Source organism: Acidobacteriaceae bacterium, assembly GCA_035944135.1.
Taxonomy (GTDB): domain Bacteria; phylum Acidobacteriota; class Terriglobia; order Terriglobales; family Acidobacteriaceae; genus Granulicella.
In genome coordinates, this window is the sequence record DASZBM010000001.1 from 23,927 (window position 1) to 41,312 (window position 17,386).

14 protein-coding genes are annotated in these 17,386 nt (G+C 57.2%); 9 read left to right on the plus strand and 5 right to left on the minus strand.

Going from position 1 to position 17,386, the window contains the following annotated elements; genetic code table 11:
• Positions 1-186 precede the first annotated feature (186 nt).
• From VGU25_00065 to VGU25_00085, 5 genes are all read left to right on the plus strand, one after another.
• Positions 187-921, plus strand: a complete 735-nt coding sequence (locus VGU25_00065; GenBank protein ID HEV2575574.1) for a histidine kinase — start codon at positions 187-189, stop codon at positions 919-921.
• Positions 921-1,673 carry a LytTR family DNA-binding domain-containing protein gene (locus VGU25_00070; GenBank protein ID HEV2575575.1) on the plus strand — a complete coding sequence of 251 codons (753 nt, stop codon included), beginning with the start codon at positions 921-923 and terminating at the stop codon, positions 1,671-1,673. The genes VGU25_00065 and VGU25_00070 overlap by 1 nt, the downstream gene beginning before the upstream one ends.
• A gap of 1,549 nt (positions 1,674-3,222) precedes the next feature.
• Positions 3,223-4,743 carry a carboxylesterase family protein gene (locus VGU25_00075; protein ID HEV2575576.1) on the plus strand — a complete coding sequence of 507 codons (1,521 nt, stop codon included), beginning with the start codon at positions 3,223-3,225 and terminating at the stop codon, positions 4,741-4,743.
• 145 nt (positions 4,744-4,888) lie between these two features.
• The gene (gene glpK / locus VGU25_00080) at positions 4,889-6,388 is read left to right on the plus strand and encodes a glycerol kinase GlpK (GenBank protein ID HEV2575577.1); all 1,500 of its coding nucleotides are present in this window, start codon (positions 4,889-4,891) and stop codon (positions 6,386-6,388) included.
• A gap of 54 nt (positions 6,389-6,442) precedes the next feature.
• Positions 6,443-7,318 (plus strand): MIP/aquaporin family protein, encoded by an 876-nt coding sequence (locus VGU25_00085; GenBank protein HEV2575578.1) that lies wholly within the window; start codon positions 6,443-6,445, stop codon positions 7,316-7,318.
• Here VGU25_00085 and VGU25_00090 read toward each other — a convergent pair.
• Both VGU25_00090 and VGU25_00095 read right to left on the minus strand, forming a co-directional pair.
• A complete protein-coding gene (locus tag VGU25_00090; protein ID HEV2575579.1) occupies positions 7,252-8,868 on the minus strand; it encodes an FAD-dependent oxidoreductase in 1,617 nt (538 codons plus the stop codon). The two genes, VGU25_00085 and VGU25_00090, sit on opposite strands and share 67 nt — an antisense overlap.
• 144 nt (positions 8,869-9,012) lie before the next feature.
• A complete protein-coding gene (locus tag VGU25_00095; GenBank protein HEV2575580.1) occupies positions 9,013-9,633 on the minus strand; it encodes a glycerol-3-phosphate responsive antiterminator in 621 nt (206 codons plus the stop codon).
• A gap of 200 nt (positions 9,634-9,833) precedes the next feature.
• On the opposite strand from VGU25_00095, the gene VGU25_00100 reads away from it, so the two are divergent.
• From VGU25_00100 to VGU25_00110, 3 genes are all read left to right on the plus strand, one after another.
• Positions 9,834-10,784 (plus strand): FAD:protein FMN transferase, encoded by a 951-nt coding sequence (locus tag VGU25_00100; protein HEV2575581.1) that lies wholly within the window; start codon positions 9,834-9,836, stop codon positions 10,782-10,784.
• A gap of 61 nt (positions 10,785-10,845) precedes the next feature.
• A complete protein-coding gene (locus VGU25_00105; protein ID HEV2575582.1) occupies positions 10,846-12,030 on the plus strand; it encodes a Gfo/Idh/MocA family oxidoreductase in 1,185 nt (394 codons plus the stop codon).
• A gap of 56 nt (positions 12,031-12,086) precedes the next feature.
• Positions 12,087-13,046 carry a PfkB family carbohydrate kinase gene (locus VGU25_00110; protein ID HEV2575583.1) on the plus strand — a complete coding sequence of 320 codons (960 nt, stop codon included), beginning with the start codon at positions 12,087-12,089 and terminating at the stop codon, positions 13,044-13,046.
• A gap of 29 nt (positions 13,047-13,075) precedes the next feature.
• Here the strand turns inward: VGU25_00110 and VGU25_00115 are convergent, their stop codons facing one another.
• The gene (locus VGU25_00115; GenBank protein ID HEV2575584.1) at positions 13,076-13,948 is read right to left on the minus strand and encodes an inositol oxygenase family protein; all 873 of its coding nucleotides are present in this window, start codon (positions 13,946-13,948) and stop codon (positions 13,076-13,078) included.
• Between the two features lie 278 nt (positions 13,949-14,226).
• Between VGU25_00115 and VGU25_00120 the strand changes: the two genes are divergently transcribed.
• Positions 14,227-15,519, plus strand: coding sequence for a GRP family sugar transporter (locus tag VGU25_00120; protein ID HEV2575585.1), 1,293 nt, complete (start codon positions 14,227-14,229; stop codon positions 15,517-15,519).
• Between the two features lie 3 nt (positions 15,520-15,522).
• Here the strand turns inward: VGU25_00120 and VGU25_00125 are convergent, their stop codons facing one another.
• Both VGU25_00125 and VGU25_00130 read right to left on the minus strand, forming a co-directional pair.
• A complete protein-coding gene (locus VGU25_00125; GenBank protein ID HEV2575586.1) occupies positions 15,523-17,067 on the minus strand; it encodes a CehA/McbA family metallohydrolase in 1,545 nt (514 codons plus the stop codon).
• Positions 17,068-17,104: 37 nt separating this feature from the next.
• The gene (locus VGU25_00130) at positions 17,105-17,350 is read right to left on the minus strand and encodes a hypothetical protein (protein HEV2575587.1); all 246 of its coding nucleotides are present in this window, start codon (positions 17,348-17,350) and stop codon (positions 17,105-17,107) included.
• Positions 17,351-17,386 lie beyond the last annotated feature (36 nt).

Here is a 17,386-nt window from a genome sequence, read left to right on the forward strand (position 1 = left end):
GTTCGGTTCTGGGGGGAATGGCTTCTGCAGGTGAAAGTCCTCCAAACGCTCCTTTACCTTCTTCCGCTGAGCATAGCGCTTACGGTCCTGGAGGAAATGCTTTGGCTGCTTTGTTTCCCGCAATATCCCATCAGCCCATCGCATTTGAGCTATTGGGTTCGGCTCGGGCAGGTCCTTCGCCAGGAGATGATCGATGGCATCATCATCTTTTGGGTGGCCTTCTTTTTCTATCGTGGCGCCACCTACTATACCCGGCTTCGTGAGAAAGAAACTGCCGCGGAGCAGCTCAAGACCGAACTCGTCCATGCCCAGATGAGCGCCCTGCGCACCAACCTCAATCCACACTTTCTGTTCAATACGCTCAATGGAATCTCCAGCCTGATGCGGACCGACGTGGGAAGTGCAGATGAAATGCTGGAACAACTTGCCAGTCTGCTGCGTATTACGTTGCAACGCGAGGACGTTCAGCAGATTCGGCTGAGCGACGAGATCGGGTTTGTCGAAATGTATATGGCGATGCAGCAACGAAGGTTTGCTGGGCGCGTTCGCGAGCACGTGCGAATTGCTCCGGAGCTGCATGATGCCCTCGTCCCTGCAATGCTTCTTCAGCCAATCGTCGAGAATGCATACACACACGGCATCTCGCGTGTGGATCGTGATGGTTTTCTGGAAATCGAGGCGCAAAGGATCGGCGACCGCGTGTGCATCAAGATCACGAACAGCGGCAGCGGGATCCAGGATGTCTCGAACGGTGGCGGCCGAGGGCTGACAAATGTAAAGAGTCGCCTGCAGTTGCATTACGGGGAAAGACAGAGCTTCATTCTGCAGGAGCGGGTGCCTGGGGTCGTGACAGCCATGTTGACCTTCCCCTTCCAGCGTGGCCCCGCTGAAACAGAGATGGCCGTGAACTATGGTGCGTGATGATCCCAACAGTTTTGGCAGATGATGAGGTGCTTGCGCGTCAGAAACTACGCCAGATGCTGCGCGAAGATCCGGAGATTGAGATCGTGGGTGAATGCGCCAGCCTGACGGAAACAATCGAGCTGGTGCGCAGCACAAGACCGCGTCTCCTCTTCCTGGACATTCGGATGCCTGGCGGCGATGCGTTTCAGGTGATCGATGAGCTCTCGAACCGTGGCAATTTTAAGATGCCGCAGATTATCTTTACCACTGCTTATGATAGCTACGCTCTCCGCGCATTTGAGATCGATGCGGCGGACTATCTTCTTAAGCCGTACACAAACGACCGGTTGCAGGTAGCACTGCAGCGTGTCTGCAGGCAGATCAAAGCCGATCAATTTGGGGTTTCCGAGACAACTCACTCGCCGAGGGAAAACGGATATTCGAAGCGCATCGTATTCAAGTCACGAGGTCGCATCATCTTTCTTCCCGTTTCGCAGATCCGGTGGATCGGCGCAGAGGAAAACTACGTCCGCATCTCCACCGACAATGAGATGCACCTATTGCGCGAAACAATGGCGCGGATCGAGGAGAAGTTGGACCCGCAAACATTCCTGCGCATCCACCGTTCGTCGATTGTGAATCTGCAGTTTGTAAAAGAGGTCCGTACTGAGGGGAATGGCGAGTCCGCCGTCGTACTGCTCAACGGGCAAAAGCTTGTGATGAGCCGCAGCTATCGCACACGTATCAACGAGTGGCTCGCGCGAAGTTGATCTGCATGCTTTTGACGCTCGTCACAAAACCAAACGCCCTGTCACACAATGATCGACATAGCTAGTATCGCTCGAAGAAGATGCTTCGCAGGAAGCTTGTCTAGTGCGTGGGGAGCTCTTCGATGAATTCATTGGCGCTCGAGGCCGAATCGATTTCGACTTTTGCCTCCGACCCTCTTAGCAGGCACTCGTTCGCAATTCATCTGTCCACAGAGATCGCCGCCGCCCAGCGTTGCCTCTTCTACGCTCTTACTCTGCCCGAGTACCTTGAAGCGTGGCTGCACATGCCAGACACTACTACCGTTCGTGCCAGCCTGTCGGATTGCCCTGATGAATTTCGGCTTGACCGATACTGTCATCTGCAGCACGTCGGCAGCATCCTGATCCGTTTTCATACGATGTCGGAGAACTCGATACACCTTGCCTGGCGGAGCTTCACGGACGTAACCACATCGTCCACCTCAGTCCAGGTCAGACTTCGGGGTAGGCGGCGGCTTTGTAGGCTCGACCTAACACACAGCGGGTTTCGCAGCGAAGAGGAGATCCACTGGTACGACGACATGTGGACGCGCTCACTCACAGACCTTAGTCGCTTAATGAGCCGCTAGCCGGACGGTGACTCGGTACGTATCGGTGTTTGTGTTACCTCAAAGCACCAGATGCGTGCCTTTTTAATCTGCGACGGGGACCCGATCGTTGATCGAAAGGTCGAGCTCGCGCCGGGCAAGCCTATTAATACCTCAATCGAGCGCATTTCGATTCCGTGAGCATATAAGAAGTTGGAACCGGGATGTCCGTGCCGGAGGCTATAGTCGACGCAGTAATAGCTATTGTGTGCGACGGGAAAATGAAGAGATCGCCCGCTTAGCGTGGTCGGGGCCACTAAGATCACATCCGACGGAAGGAACGCCTGATATTGATCATGGACGCGCACAGCCAGGTTGGCCGACCACAGAAACATCTGAGCGAGCGGCGTGCGATTGTACAGCCGGACCTTAGCGCCAACGATCGCCTCGCCTGGTGAAAGGTGAAGCCCACTATCCCCTTCATGCGGAGCATCGGATCTTGGCTGGCCCGAGAAAGCGTTGACAAGATGAAGAGCGATGCTCTAACGTCCTGTTGCGCGGTAGAGACCAGATAGAACCGCCCACGGGGGCCCTTTTGGGCGCTCTCGTGGGCGGTTTTTCATGCATCAATAGTGTGCGACCATGCGAAGCTAGATCGACTAAGGAATCTTAGAGTTGAATCACGTAAATCGGCGTCAGCTCGTTCAAGGGCCGCTTCGCTGTTCTCCACACAGCGCCATGAAGAAAGATTTGGGCGTCACGGGTTTCATTTAGGCAAAACATTAGGGTAGGCGCGCTAATTTTGCAGGTCGGCGAAGACTCTCTTAGGAGCGTCTTTTCGACGGCATCTTGATTCAGGGGAATAACAACGAATTGCAAGAGGTCCTTTCATGTTCATCTCTCGATCATCGTTGCGAATAAAGAAGTTGAGCTTGTACGTCTTCTGTGGTTTCGTTGTATGTTTCTCGTTGCACTGCAACGTAATGGCGGCTACCCTTCCTCAGCCGACTGCAAAGACCGCGCAAGGAGAGGTCGCGGGCAAGTGGATTCTTGATGACACACAGAAGGCGTTCTTGGGACTTCCCTATGCGGCTCCGCCAGTTGGGCAGTTGCGCTGGAGGGCTCCCCAGCCACCGGCCACTTGGAAAGGGATGCGCGATGCGACGAAGTTTGCGGGGCGCTGCGAACAGTGGCACATCTGGAATGACTACATCTTCCTGGACCCTGGACCTACAGAGGACTGTCTTTATCTAAACGTGTACGCTCCAGCGTCGGCGAATAAAACGAGCAACCTGCCGGTGATGATGTGGATTCACGGCGGCGGATTTGCTGCGGGCGCCAGCTCGGAACCGCGCTATACCAATTCCGCACTTGTCCCGAAGGGTGTCATCCTCGTGACGATCAACTACCGACTTAATGTCTTCGGCTTTCTGGCGAGTGAGAATCTTGCGGAGGAGTCTGGAGGGCACTCCGGCAACTATGGCCTGATGGACATGGTGGCGGCGCTCCGTTGGATCCACGCGAATATAAGCAGCTTCGGGGGCGATCCGGAGAATGTCACGATCTTCGGCGAGAGCGCGGGATCCTTCGCAGTGAATGCGCTGACGACTGCTCCTGAGGCCCGCGGCCTGTTCCAAAAACTTATCGGGGAGAGCGGCGCATTCTTCGGCAGCGCGATTCCAATGATGTCTACCGCTCAGCGGGTGAAACGCGACCAGCAGTGGGTTGACTCGCTTGGAGTAAAGAATCTCGATGAACTGCGGAAGTTACCTGCCGAGAAGCTAATCGAGGCAGCACAGAGGAAGGGGACGATAGGCTTCGCGCCAGTAGTCGATGGAGCATTTCTTCCAGAGCCGGTGGCCGAAGCTTATGCTGCCGGCCGGCAGGCGCATGTGCCGGCAATCATTGGCTGGAACCGTGATGAGAGAAGTGGAACCTTATCCAAGGACATGACTAGCGCGAAATGGAAGGCTTATGCCGATGAGCATTACGGAGAGCACGGGGCGCAGTTCCTGACTGCATTTCCAGGCGACAGCGACGCGCAGGCAGTACGCTCGGCGGACGACTTGACGACTGATTCCTTCATCGCAATGGGTGCTTGGAAATGGGCGGAGGTTGACGCAAAGACAGGGCGGGTTCCGGTGTATCGATACCGTTTCGATCACCCTGCGCCAGCGGAACCGAACCATCCGCAGGGCAAATATGCGTTCCACTCGGACGAGTTGGAATATGTCTTTGGAACGCTCGACGCGAGACAAGGGGCGGCGTGGGAACCTGCGGACCGCAAGCTGAGCGAAGAAATGATTGCGTACTGGACTAACTTCGCCCGAACCGGTGATCCGAATGGACCACGGCTACCGCAATGGCCACGCTACGACAAAGACGGTTTTGTGATTCACTTGGACGATCCGATTACTGCAGGCGCAGATGCCTCACGTGCTCAGTTTGAGTTTCTGTCGCAGCAGCCGCCATCCATGAATACTCCGTCAGCCGACACGAGATAGATGGTATAGAGGACTTGCTGCTGCTATGGTTTACCGGTGGTTACGCGGAGGCTAAGTCAGGCCGGCCAATGCAGCGCGAGACCGCAGGGCCGGATGCATTCCACGATCCGGAATAAGCTTCTTACTCCGCACGGAGGAATAACGGATGGCAAAATATCTGGGGGCGCTCGACCAGGGCACAACGAGCACGCGATTTATCATCTTCGATCGGATTGGGCGCGCGGTGAGCATGGCTCAGAAAGAACACGAGCAGATCTATCCCGCGCCAGGATGGGTCGAGCACAATCCCTGCGAGATCTGGCAGCGCACCCAGGAGGTGATTGCCGAAGCGTGCTCGAAGGGATCTGTGGCGTCCGAGGATATCGCATCAGTTGGCATCACCAACCAGCGCGAAACTACGGTAGTTTGGGACCGCCGAACAGGTGAACCCGTGACCAACGCTCTGGTTTGGCAGGACACGCGTGTAGGAGAGTATGTTGCGGCTCTCACTGCCGAGGGCGGTCAGGATAGATTCCGCGAGAAGACGGGTTTGCCGCTGGCGACATACTTCAGTGGCCTGAAGATCCGCTGGATACTCGACCACATTGACGGAGCGCGAGCCCGCGCAGAACGCGGCGATCTTCTGTTTGGCAACATCGACACGTACCTGCTATGGAACATCACAGGCGGCATCGATGGCGGCGTACACCGCACGGACGTGACCAACGCGAGCCGCACGCAGCTGATGGATTTATCAACCCTTGCATGGGACGACGAGATGCTGCGGGAGTTCGAGATTCCGCAAGCGATGATGCCAGAGATCTGCCCCAGCAGCCACGACTTCGGCGAGATAAAAGTTGGCTGCCTCAGCGGACTGCGGATTGGTGGCATCCTCGGCGACCAGCAAGCGGCCCTGGTCGGCCAGACCTGCTTTAAGCCCGGACAACTCAAGAACACTTACGGGACAGGCTGTTTTCTGGTGATGAACACCGGTTCAAACAAGGTGCTGTCGCAGAACGGACTGCTCACAACGATTGCTTATCAATTCGGCGATCAGCCGGTGGTCTATGCGCTCGAGGGCAGTATCGCAATCACGGGCGCACTGGTGCAGTGGGTGCGGGATAATCTCGGTCTGATCCAGAGGAGCGAGGAAATAGAGCCGCTGGCGAAGTCTGTCACAGACAACGGTGGAGTCTACTTCGTGCCTGCCTTCTCTGGGCTTTACGCGCCATACTGGAAAGATGATGCGCGGGGTGTAATCGTCGGGCTGACGCGTTACGCGAACCGCGGACACATCGCGCGTGCGGTGCTCGAGGCGACGGCTTTTCAGACACGCGAGGTGATCGAGGCGATGGAAGCGGATTCGCATATTCGGCTCGACCAATTGCGCACAGATGGCGGCATGGTCGCTAATGATCTGCTGATGCAATTCCAGGCTGACCTGCTGGACCGGCGTGTACTCCGTCCCTCTATGCGCGAGACCACGGCGCTCGGCGCAGCTTACGCTGCTGGCTTGCACTGCGGCTTCTACAAGGACACAGACGATCTCGTTGCAAACTGGTCTGTCGATAAAACGTGGGAGCCACGCTGTGACGAGCACGAACGTGAGCGGCTCTTCCGCCAATGGAAGAAGGCAGTTACGCGATCTTTCAATTGGGTCGACTGAACCGGTTTGCAAGTATTAGCAACAATAAAAGGCAAGATCACAGGACGAGCGCACATGAGAAAAACATTCTTGGGTGAACTGATATCAGAAGCCGTGGCGGTGGGCATCATTATCGCGATCGGCGACTCTGTCGCTGCGATGTACGGCCTCTACGACCCAAGCCCTTACCAGCAGGCCTACTGGGGCGTCTGCATCGCGTGGGGTCTGGCAGTCACGATTGCAATCTACACAACTGCCTCGGTAAGCGGCTGTCACGCGAACCCGGCTGTCACGCTTGCGCTAGCCCTCTATAGGAAGTTCTCGTGGAGAAAAGTACTGCCGTACTTTGGTGCGCAGACGCTGGGAGGATTCGCGGGCGCGTGCTTCGTGTATGCGATCTACGTCCCTGTTATCAATCTCTTCAACGCGACACATCATATCGCGCGAAATGCCGGCGGGGCTGCAGGCGTGTTTTTCACGCATCCTGGCCTTGCGGTCACGCCGCGCCATGCCTTCATGGATGAGATATTGCTAACCGCGCTCCTCATCTTCGGGATCTTCGCGATCACGGAAAAGTACAATGAACAGGCGCCCGGAGCGAACTCCGGCGCGCTCATCATCGGCTTTCTTGTCGCGGCGATCGGCGCTTCGATGGGCTATCTCGAGGCGTGGGCGTTGAATCCGGCGCGTGATTTCGGACCTCGTCTGTTCTGTTTCTTTGCGGGCTGGGGCGCCGCGGCCTTCCCTTCCCCGCAGAACTATTGGTGGATACCAATTGCCGGGCCGCTGCTTGGCGGGGCGCTCGGCGGCATAGCCTACCAAATCCTGATCCATCCATATTTACCTGCACGTATTCGGGCTTCGGCGCAGATCATCGCAGGCGATCAGCCGATGGGGATTCCCGCAGGTACACCGGAATTAGCATCGGCAGCCCTGCCAGAAACGAAGTAGAACTGCTGTGCAAGTTCGATGAAGCGCCGCGTTTCCCGCTCGACCCATTCGGGGCCACGGCCCAACTCGGCTGCTAGAAGTCTGGCGACGGCAGGTGCCGATCGCTGCGCCGCCCTGGCGTCTAACAGCAATGCACGCGTTCTGCGCGAAAGCACATCCTCGACGGTGCGAGCCATCTCATAGCGTGCAGCGAAGATCACTTCCGCGTGCGTGAAAGGCAATTCTGGATCCAGAAGGGTCGCCATCTGCGGATCGGATACCCACATATCAGAGATCTCGGCGGCTTCAGTGCCATAGCGCGACAACGGAGAAGTCGATGGACTCTGTTCGGGCGCGCCGTGCAGGCGAACTGAACGTGTAACGCAGGGCCGATCAGGTAAAACTCCGTGACCGATCGCAGTGGAAAGAGTGTCTTCCGCCATCCGGCGATACGTCGTCCACTTGCCTCCAGCCACTGTAATGAGGCCGCTCGCTGCAACCTCGATCGTGTGCTCGCGAGAGAGTTTGGAGGTCTTCGCCTGACCGCCAGTGACGAGCGGCCGTAGGCCTGAGAAGACGCTGAGGATATCGGCGCGCTCCAGAGGACGCGCAAGGTACGGATTGATCGTCTCGAGCAGGAAATCGATCTCGCGTGCCTCGTGACCTGGTTCGATCGCAACAGAGGAAGCAGGCAGATCAGTTGTGCCGATCACGACTTTGCCCAGCCACGGAATCGCGAAGATGATCCGGCCGTCGCGAGTTTTGGGCACCATGATCGCATTTCCATTCCCAAGTACCTCACCAGGCACAACAATGTGCGTACCGCGGCTCACCGACAGCATGTGTGGACTCGATGGCTGATCCTGCCTGCGCAAGTCATCTACAAAAATCCCTGTAGCGTTGATGAAAACACTGGCGTGAACCTCGACGGAATGGCCTGTCTCGATATCCTCCACTGTGACACTGCTAAGCTTAGCGCCTTGCTTATGCAGCCCCGTACAACGGGCATAGTTGAGCACGGTAGCTCCGTGATCCTCTGCCGTGCGCGCGAGTGCCAACGCGAGCCGGGCGTCGTCGAACTGGCCGTCGTAATACAACAGACTTCCTCTCAACCCTTTTGTAGCGATGCCAGGCACGCGCTCGAGCGTCTCTCCTGCTGAAAGGACACGCGTCGGACCAAGCGATGATTTACCGCTAAGCACTTCATATGCCTTCAGGCCAATGCTGTAGTAGGGCAGATCGAACCACTTGTAGGCAGGTGTGACGAATGGCAGCGCGTGAACAAGGTGCGGTGCGTTCTCTAGCATGATCTTTCGTTCGCGAAGCGCTTCATAGACCAGGTGCAACTGCCCGCTGACGAGGTACCGCACACCTCCGTGCACCAGCTTGGTCGCGCGGCTGGAAGTCGCCTGCGCGAAGTCTCCGGCCTCGACAAGAGCGGTGCGAAAGCCGCGGGTTGCGGCGTCCACAGCAAGTCCTAGCCCTGTGGCCCCGCCACCGACGATCACAATATCCAGCTTGTCCTTATTCGACTCTTCCAGCCGTGCGAACTTTTCGGCGCGTGTGCTCATTCAACTCTCCGCAATCGCGTGTCCACGGAAAAACAAGAAAGCCGCCCGTGAATTCTGCCAATTCCTGCAGAACTCTCGGGCGGCTTTCAGAACTCTGCCGCAGCAGCAGTGAGGCTACATGCTTTATCCCGTGAAACGCAAGTGCTAGGAGATTGACCATAGTTGCGGATTACCGGTGGAGACAGCATCCAGTCCTTGTCGGATCAGTGAATCTGCCTCTTCCAGCCCCGAGATCAGCCCGCCGCCAACAGCTGCAATGTTTGGATAATCCTGCCTCAATGCAGGCAACATTCGTGGCGCGACGGGAGCCGGCAACAACTCTAGTGCGTCGGGAACAAACCTGTGCAGAGATCGCATAGTGCTGCTCACCGAGTCCGAGTCGATCATGAATGTTCGCTGCACGGCATACAAGCCGTGACTGCGCGCAAGGTTCAACACATCGGTATGCGTGGAGATGATGCCTGCGCAGCCGCTCGCCGCGACGTATGCGACCGACTCACTGTGACGCGAAAGGCCGGCAAACAGGTCAAGGTTGACCAGCACCTCCTTATCCTGCTCACGCAGCGTATGCAGATATTCATCCAACGTCGAAAGGGCCGCGGCCAGCAAGTAAACCACGCGAGACGGTGCGGCAGCAGCAGCTGACAGATCGGTCAGCGAGCGAAGCGCCGGGATCACTGGATACGTGCGCAACAAATGCCGCAGCTGGCCCGGGTCGTGCTCCGAAATTCGCGGGCCGATCGCATCTTTAGTTCGACGAGTCATATCCATTCCTTTTGCACCAAGGTAGCAGGACGACGAAGGCCCATTTGCCGCGCAACGAGCCCGACCTGCAATTCGGGCGCTAACATGTGACCAACGGGAACACATCCCCTGACAGACTAATGAAATCCATGCTCTTCACGTTCGTGCTCCTGCTTCAAGCTTCTGGAGCTCAAGAGCCATTTCGCGAGACCCACTCCGCCATGGGAACCATATTCACTTTGGATATTTATGCGCGTGACGAGCCTAGTGCCGCACAACTCTCGCAGGATGCCTTCGATGTCATAGATCGCATCGACGAGGAGTTGAGCAACTATATGCCGTCCAGCGAGCTATCGCGCATCAGCCGCGACGCCGGCTCGCATCCAGTCACTACTGATCCAGAGACCTTCGCATTCATCGAACGCTCCCTCTACTGGAGCCGCGAGTCGAATGGAGCCTTCGACATCACCGTGGGGCCGCTACTGCGCGCGTGGGGATTCTTCTTCCACAGCGGTCGTGTGCCTTCAGATGCGGAGCTCCTGGCACTTCGCGACAAAATAGGCTGGCGTAACATCATGCTGGATAGCACAACGCGAACCGTGCGATTTCGCAACGGCATGCCGATGGACCTTGACCCCGGCAGCATCGGCAAGGGATTCGCTGTGGACCGAGCTGTTGCGCGTCTGCGAGAAGATGGCGTCACAGCAGCACTGCTTTCGGCGGGAGGCAGCACGCTTTATGCCATCGGTGCTCCGCCGGGTGAATTTGGATGGCCCGTGCTCGTCCCCGATCCACACAAAGCAGGTGCCGTGGCGAGCAAAGTCTTACTCAAAGACGAGTCTCTTTCTACCGGAGCATGCACAGAGAAATTCTTCATCCACGACGGCCACCGCTACTGCCATATCTTCAATCCGCACACGATGCGCCCCGTCGAAGGCATGCTTCAGACCACTGTCATCGATCCCAGTGCGACGGACAGTGACGCGCTATCCACAGTTGCTTTTGTGCTCACACCGGCAGAGTCGAAAGAATTCTTCTCGGCCCTCCCGAGGACACGAATGCTTCTCTTCACACAGACTCCCAATCCTGGTTGCCTGGCCGTCCACTGGCCGGAATCTCCGTGTCCTGATGTCAAACTCCGACCGCACAAGAAAGTATCCCCTCGTGAGTAATGTAATGATCGACCGTCGCGTTTTCCTCCAGACACTCTCTGCTTCCGCCGTAGGAATGACTATGCCGGCAGCCCTCTCGGCCGATCCGCAGGCGAGCCTTCCAGCCGATGTTGAGACAGCGCGCCAGACCGCCATTAACAATGAGAAATCGCCCGTACGCCTGGGTATCATCGGCGCGGGGAGCCGTGGCAAAGAACTTGTGCGCAGTTTCCTCCGAACTCCGGGCGTTCGCATTGCCGCTGCGGCGGACGTTTATCCCCCACGCTTTGCCGAGGTTGATGAAGTTTGTGGGTACGAGGTCCCCCGGCACGCGGACCACCGCCATCTACTGGAACGTAAAGACCTCGATGCAGTCGTTATCGCAACTCCTCTCGGTCTCCATGGAGAACACGTACTCGATTCGATCGCTGCCGGCCACCATGTCTACGGAGAAAAAGTCCTGGCATATACCCTTGCCGAGGCGAAGCAGATCGTCGACGCCACCGAGCAGCAGAAGCGCATCTTCCAGATCGGGCATCAATACCGCTACTCGCCATGGATTCGTGCAGCCGTCGCTCGTGTTCAGCGCGGTGAGATCGGCGAAGTCACGCTCATCCAGGGCTATTGGCACCGCAACAGCGACTGGCGCAGACCCGTGCCCGATCCATCTCTGGAACGCCTCATCAATTGGCGGCTTTACAATCAGTGGTCGCTTGGACTTATCGCTGAACTGGGTTCACATCACATCGATCTAGCCAATTGGGTGTTCGGTGCTACACCGGTAACCGCGCTCGGCTCAGGATCGATCTGTCGCTATCATGATGGCCGCGAGACCGACGACAACGCACAGGCCATCCTCACCTATCCCGGTGGCCGGCACTTCGTCTTCACTTCAGTCACAGACAACGCCAAGATGGGCGACCAGATCTGGTTTTATGGCTCCAAAGGGTCGCTGAACATCACACTTCAGGATGCAACCTTCTTCTACGAGCCGAAGAAGATCGAACGTATCGCGCGGGATGCCAAGGGCGTGATCACCACCGCTTCCTACAATCCCAGCAATGAGATGCCTTATCGCGGTGCCGGCAGTCCTGTGCAAGTAACCAACGAAGATCCCACGACCGCGGCGACGCGCGCATTCATCTACTGCGTCCGGCATAACGTCGATCCAATTGCCAACGTGCACGTCGGATATAACTCTGCCATTGGCGTGATTCACGCCTGCGAATCAAGGAAGACGCACGCTGAGGTCACAATCACGGTTTGAAGCCATTCAGCCGTGTTCTTCGCGGCGGTTGAGCCAGGCGCACTACAATTGAATTAATGAATTACCCCAAAAGCCTTGACCTCGTTGGCGTGGGCCTGAATGCGACGGACACTTTGATCCGCCTATCCGAGTTTCCCCAGCGCGGGTCGAAGCTCGAATATGACGCAGAATCTCTTATGCCTGGCGGACAGGTCGCATCGACCGTCGTTGCGTGTCAGACCTGGGGCCTACGCACGCGCTATGTTGGGAAGCTCGGCGATGACGACGCGTCGCGTTTGCACGGTCGTGAGTTCGACCGGACGGGAGTTGAAGCCAAGCTCATCAACGTAAAAGGCGCCGCAAGCCCAAAATCGCTGATCATGGTTGACCCAGAGGGCGAACGAACCGTGTTGTGCCGTCGGGATGAACGGCTGATTCTTCAACCCGAAGAGCTGCGCCGCGATTGGATTACGGATGCTCGTGCACTCCATGTCGATGGGCACGATACGGCTGCGGCGATCCAGGCGGCCAGTTGGGCTCGCGAAGCTGGACTCGCTGTAATTGCCGACCTCGATGAAATCTATCCAGGTGTCGATGCACTAATCGAGAAGATCGATTATCTGATCGTCAGCCGCGACTTCCCTGCCCGTTTAACCGGCGAAAGAAATCTTGTTAAGGCTCTTCGTGAGATCCAGGCCCGCTATGGATGCCAGCTCACAGCAGCCACTCTCGGGCCGGGCGGCGTGCTCGCGTGGAATGGAGAGAGCGTCCATTACGCGCCTGCCTATCGCGTTCCGGTAGTCGACACGACTGGAGCAGGCGATATCTTTCACGCCGGCTTCATCTTTGCGCTGCTGCACGGATGGCCGCTGGAGCGCCAGCTCGATTTCGCATGCGCCGCCGCCGCGATGAACTGCATGGCGGAGGGTGCGCGAGGCGGGATCAGCAGCGTGGATTCTATCCTCAACTTTATGCAAACAACTCCGCACTATGACGAGAGCGTCGAGCAGGTCCTGCAAACAGAATTGTCATTCTAACTTGAGTTTGCCCGCGCCGACGCGATAACTCACCAAGCGATCTTGTTCGGAAAGAACTCTGCAAACAGCTCGTCGTAATACGGCTTAAGCTCCTGCAGGTTGGGCTTGGTGTGACCCTTTGAATAAAGATCGTATGGGTTGAACTTCAGCACCCACGGCAACATCGCCCGGTCCTGCTCATTGCAAAGATAGTCATACGCACCGTGCCGGTGCCAGGCATAGAACGAGTGATAGCGCAGCATATAAAGCGCTTCCATCGGAAGATAACTCTTCATTACCTCGTAGATGTAGCCATCGTGACCGAAGGACAGCTTTACGTTGTCCAGGCCACAGTTCGGCTCGTAAATGCCGTACTTAGTCTGATAGGCCGGATTGTTATAGTCCGGATTATCGCGGAAATACTCGGGAAATACGACAGCCTCGGAGTACGCGCACCCGGTCGGAAATGTGTCGCCTACAACACCCCACTGCGGCTCGCCATATAGGCAGAGACACTTGCCAAGATCGTGCACGAAACCGGTAGCCACCATCCACCGCGGATGTCCATCCCGGCGAATCGCTTCGGATGTCTGCAAGAGATGCTCGAGTTGCGTGAGATCTGTATCCGGGTCGCTGTCGTCAACCAGTGTGTTCAAATACTCCGCCGCCTCCCAGATGCTCTTCTGCCCTCGGGTCAGCCCGAAATACTCTTTCTCCTTCGCCAGCACGTACTCATGGGTTTGAAACGTGTGGTTCAGGCGATAGAACTCGGCCACGCCAGGATTCGCCGTTGCATCGTATTGCCGAAACTCCTCCTGCGACTTGCCTTCCTTGTATCGACCTTCAAGGAACTCGTCCCACTCCTCCATATCGGCTGACAGGGGGTTCTGCTTGGCTGAATCGAGCTGCGTTGCTGTGCTCATCGATCGACTCCAGGGGATCTCAAAAAGATCCTACGTTACCGGTAACTATAAGGAGTTTGCTCTATAATTGGCAAGCGCTAAATCGGCCCACTAGCGACCTGGGCCGTTCCATTGCGCCCCGAACTGTGCCTGAAGGAGGCTCCGGCTTGCGAACCAGGAACACCGCGAAAGCTGTACTGACTGACGTGCAATTCTGGATTCCTCTCGGCGTGCTCATCTTTGGCATCGTCCTCCTGGTTTGGCTTCATTAATCCGACGGAGCAGATCGCGAACACTCTATGCCGACTCAAATCGACACCTCCTCCTCGCGATTCGCCGGATCCACTCACGTACTTGGAGTGCTCTGCGGCCTGACCGCCGGCGTCTGGCTGGGCGCAGCTGAAGCCCCCACAAAGCTCGTTCACGCTGGTTTTTCTCCTTTCGCGATCTCGCTCTGCATGGTGACTGGCGTCTTCACAGCGCGCTGGACCTTCCCCACCCTGCTTAAGGGAACGAGTTATGTCTTCCGCGACCTGATGTGCAGAGCGCATCTTTTGATCTGGGCAATCCTTGCTGGAGCGCTCTGGGCAGTGGCCAACACACTTACCGTCTTCGCTATCCGCGACGTTGGCCTCTCGATAGCCTTTCCCATGTGGAATACGAACTCCCTCGTCGGGCTTCTCTGGGGACGCGTGCTCTTCCGCGAACTCGATGGCGCCGACGGCCGAACGATCGCCAAAGTCGTCACCGGTGCAGCGTGTATTGTTGTGGCCGCGATCATGCTTGGCTTCAGCACGGTTCACGGAGGAAGTTCAACCGGTCACAACGCAGTCGGCGGCATTCTCGCAGCGTTCGGAGCCAGCCTGATGTGGGGCACAATGTACGTGCCCTACCGCAAGGCGTATCTCAGCGGCATGAATCCTCTCTCCTTCGTGACGGCGTTCACCGTCGGCGAGCTCGTCACCATGCTTCTCCTCACCTGGACACTCGACGGAGGGCGCCACTCCTCCGCTTTCCAGATCGTGCACTCCGGTCAGGTTCTCTTCTGGCTCTTCCTCGGCGGATTCGTCTGGGTCATCGGCGACATGTTTCAGCAGTTTGCCGCAAAATATCTCGGCATCGGCCGCGGCATTCCGCTGTCCAACACCAACCAGCTTTGGGGACTCGCCTGGGGTGCGCTGGTATTCGGAGAACTGGCCGGCGCTGATCATCTCCACAAGCTGCTCGTCCTGGGCGGATCGCTCATCATGATCGTCGGCGCTCTGTTTATCAGCACTGCGAAAGCATCTGCGGGAGAACATTCATCTCGTAATGACGCGCTTGAGCGAGAATGCAATCGTTACGGCCTCAACTATAACGAGGTGCTCGTCGCCCAAAGTGGAGACGAGTTCGGCCATGGCCCCGATCGCCGCCGTTGGTGGGACTACGCCATCGTCATTTCGGCTACCGCCATCTTTATCTGGCTTGCGTGTAGAGCTTCCATCCCTCCGCTTGCAATGAACTTGCATTGGATCGCCGTCCTTGCAGTCATTCTGATCGCAAGTCTGATCGGCTGCGGATACCGCCTCTATACGCAGACCCGCTTCAGCTAAACGCTACCGAGCGTTCCCCGCCGTAACCCAATTCACGTAAATCGGATTCCCTACCAGCGCGACCTGCCCCGACGCATCGTGAACCTCAAGGAGAAACCAGCTTCGGCTTGATCCCGCCGTCACGGTCCAATGCAGCGAAGCGTGATCACCATGGATCGTTTGTGCGGGAGCACTCGTGCCGCCGCCCTCGACGAGTTGCGCCGAATCGCCGTCACATCCGTCGATCCGAACATCAACGGCGATCTGTTCGCCGGCCTTTGCGTCAAGAAGACCGCCCATTACAGCCGAAGCCGACGAAGTGTGGCCGGACATGTCCAGCATCCGATTGCGCGTTCCGGCGACATCAATGAACACTCGCCCTGAGCGAATACCCTCGAGAATCGCAGGTGTCGACAAGTCTCTCGCGTACACCACCGTCGTCGGGTGACCGACCGCGTTGGTCGCATCAGGAGGAAGCAGAGGTTGATGGTTGTCGCTGCCTCCGATCGCGGTCAGCCGATGCCCAAGATTCAACTGCTCCTGCCAGAATGGAATGCCTGACTCCGCCGGATCTTCGCCCCCGCCGTTCACCGCCTCTATACCGGTGAAGTAATGCATCTGGACAGGACTCTCCGGCGTCCACCGACATCCCATACAAATTTCACCGCCCGGCGCGTTCGGGTGGTTAATAGACAGCAGCGCCCCAAGCCTTTGCGCATTCTGGAGGAGAACGTCCAGTGTTGGAACAGCTTTGCTGCCGACGCGGAAATCTAGAAAATCTGTCGTCCCCAGAAAGTTAATATGGCCCTGAAATGTCGTAATCTCGCGCCCCGGGATCAGCAGCACATTATTGAAATAAGGCTGCAGTTCGCGCATCGCGTCATATTGCGACATCGCGTTATGGTCCGTGATTGCAATGAAGTCGAGGCCGCGCCGCTCTGCCGCTTCGACCGTCATGAAGACGGGGCACGGCACCATCTGCCCAGATTGATTCGGGCAATGTCCGTCGCTGTGAGCAGTGTGCATGTGCAGATCGCCGCGGTACCAGGCTGGTCCTGAGCGCAGTGGTTCGCGCAAAATCGCCGGTTCGTCGCTGACCAACCCCGAACGAGAAAGAAAAACCGTAGCCGTGTAATGTGCCGTCACGTGAGCACGGATGTTAGGAACGCCGATAAGAATGTTCCACTCACCCGCCGGAATAGGACCGGGAAGACATGATGGAGTCGCGTCAGCCAGCCCCACCGTGAGTGTAGATTTGTTTCCACCGCTCCAGCATCTCAGCTCGGACGGATCCTCCAGCCCGAGATCAAGCGCAGTCTTCTGCTCGCGCCCCGTGTAGCTAAAGGTTATGGTGACGCGGTGCACGCCGCTCGGAACGTGGAAAGGAACTTCGATGTAACTGTGGTTCTGCGAGCCCAACACCACGCCATGGAGCGTGATGTCCGGCTTCGAAAGATCAGTCGATGAGACCGATTGTGCAGTGGCGACCCGCGCCTGATGCCACGCGAGCGGAAATCCGAGAGCGAGGAGCCACGCTTGCTTTGTCAGGAATCTCGACGAGACAAACATGTTCCTCGCTAACCCGGCCAGGTACTCGTGACGCTTGTTAGTAGACCAGCTTCAACGCGAACTGCAACGTGCGTGCGCCGTTATTGCCGTTGCTGTTCTTTGTACTGGTGATGGGACTGAATCGGCTGCCAATCGTGTTCGAGCCCAGCTTCGGGCTGGTAAAGTTCAGGTTCCCCGGTGTGCGAAGTCCGGCGCGTTCGTTGTGTTTAATGCCTCCGCACGGAATTCCACACGGAAAGATTCCGTTATCGCGAACGACAAAGCCTGAAAGTGAGTGCCGCATCCGACGAATTCTTGCGTTCGCTTTCTTTTGGCAACC

Excerpts from the sequence above, each read along its gene's own strand:
- VGU25_00065 (HEV2575574.1), top strand. The coding sequence starts at position 187 with ATGATCGATGGCATCATCATCTTTTGGGTGGCCTTCTTTTTCTATCGT.
- VGU25_00070 (HEV2575575.1), top strand. The coding sequence starts at position 921 with ATGATCCCAACAGTTTTGGCAGATGATGAGGTGCTTGCGCGTCAGAAA.
- VGU25_00075 (HEV2575576.1), top strand. The coding sequence starts at position 3,223 with ATGGCGGCTACCCTTCCTCAGCCGACTGCAAAGACCGCGCAAGGAGAG.
- glpK (HEV2575577.1), top strand. The coding sequence starts at position 4,889 with ATGGCAAAATATCTGGGGGCGCTCGACCAGGGCACAACGAGCACGCGA.
- VGU25_00085 (HEV2575578.1), top strand. The coding sequence starts at position 6,443 with ATGAGAAAAACATTCTTGGGTGAACTGATATCAGAAGCCGTGGCGGTG.
- VGU25_00090 (HEV2575579.1), bottom strand. The coding sequence starts at position 8,868 with ATGAGCACACGCGCCGAAAAGTTCGCACGGCTGGAAGAGTCGAATAAG.
- VGU25_00095 (HEV2575580.1), bottom strand. The coding sequence starts at position 9,633 with ATGACTCGTCGAACTAAAGATGCGATCGGCCCGCGAATTTCGGAGCAC.
- VGU25_00100 (HEV2575581.1), top strand. The coding sequence starts at position 9,834 with ATGGGAACCATATTCACTTTGGATATTTATGCGCGTGACGAGCCTAGT.
- VGU25_00105 (HEV2575582.1), top strand. The coding sequence starts at position 10,846 with ATGCCGGCAGCCCTCTCGGCCGATCCGCAGGCGAGCCTTCCAGCCGAT.
- VGU25_00110 (HEV2575583.1), top strand. The coding sequence starts at position 12,087 with ATGAATTACCCCAAAAGCCTTGACCTCGTTGGCGTGGGCCTGAATGCG.
- VGU25_00115 (HEV2575584.1), bottom strand. The coding sequence starts at position 13,948 with ATGAGCACAGCAACGCAGCTCGATTCAGCCAAGCAGAACCCCCTGTCA.
- VGU25_00120 (HEV2575585.1), top strand. The coding sequence starts at position 14,227 with ATGCCGACTCAAATCGACACCTCCTCCTCGCGATTCGCCGGATCCACT.
- VGU25_00125 (HEV2575586.1), bottom strand. The coding sequence starts at position 17,067 with ATGTTTGTCTCGTCGAGATTCCTGACAAAGCAAGCGTGGCTCCTCGCT.
- VGU25_00130 (HEV2575587.1), bottom strand. The coding sequence starts at position 17,350 with ATGCGGCACTCACTTTCAGGCTTTGTCGTTCGCGATAACGGAATCTTT.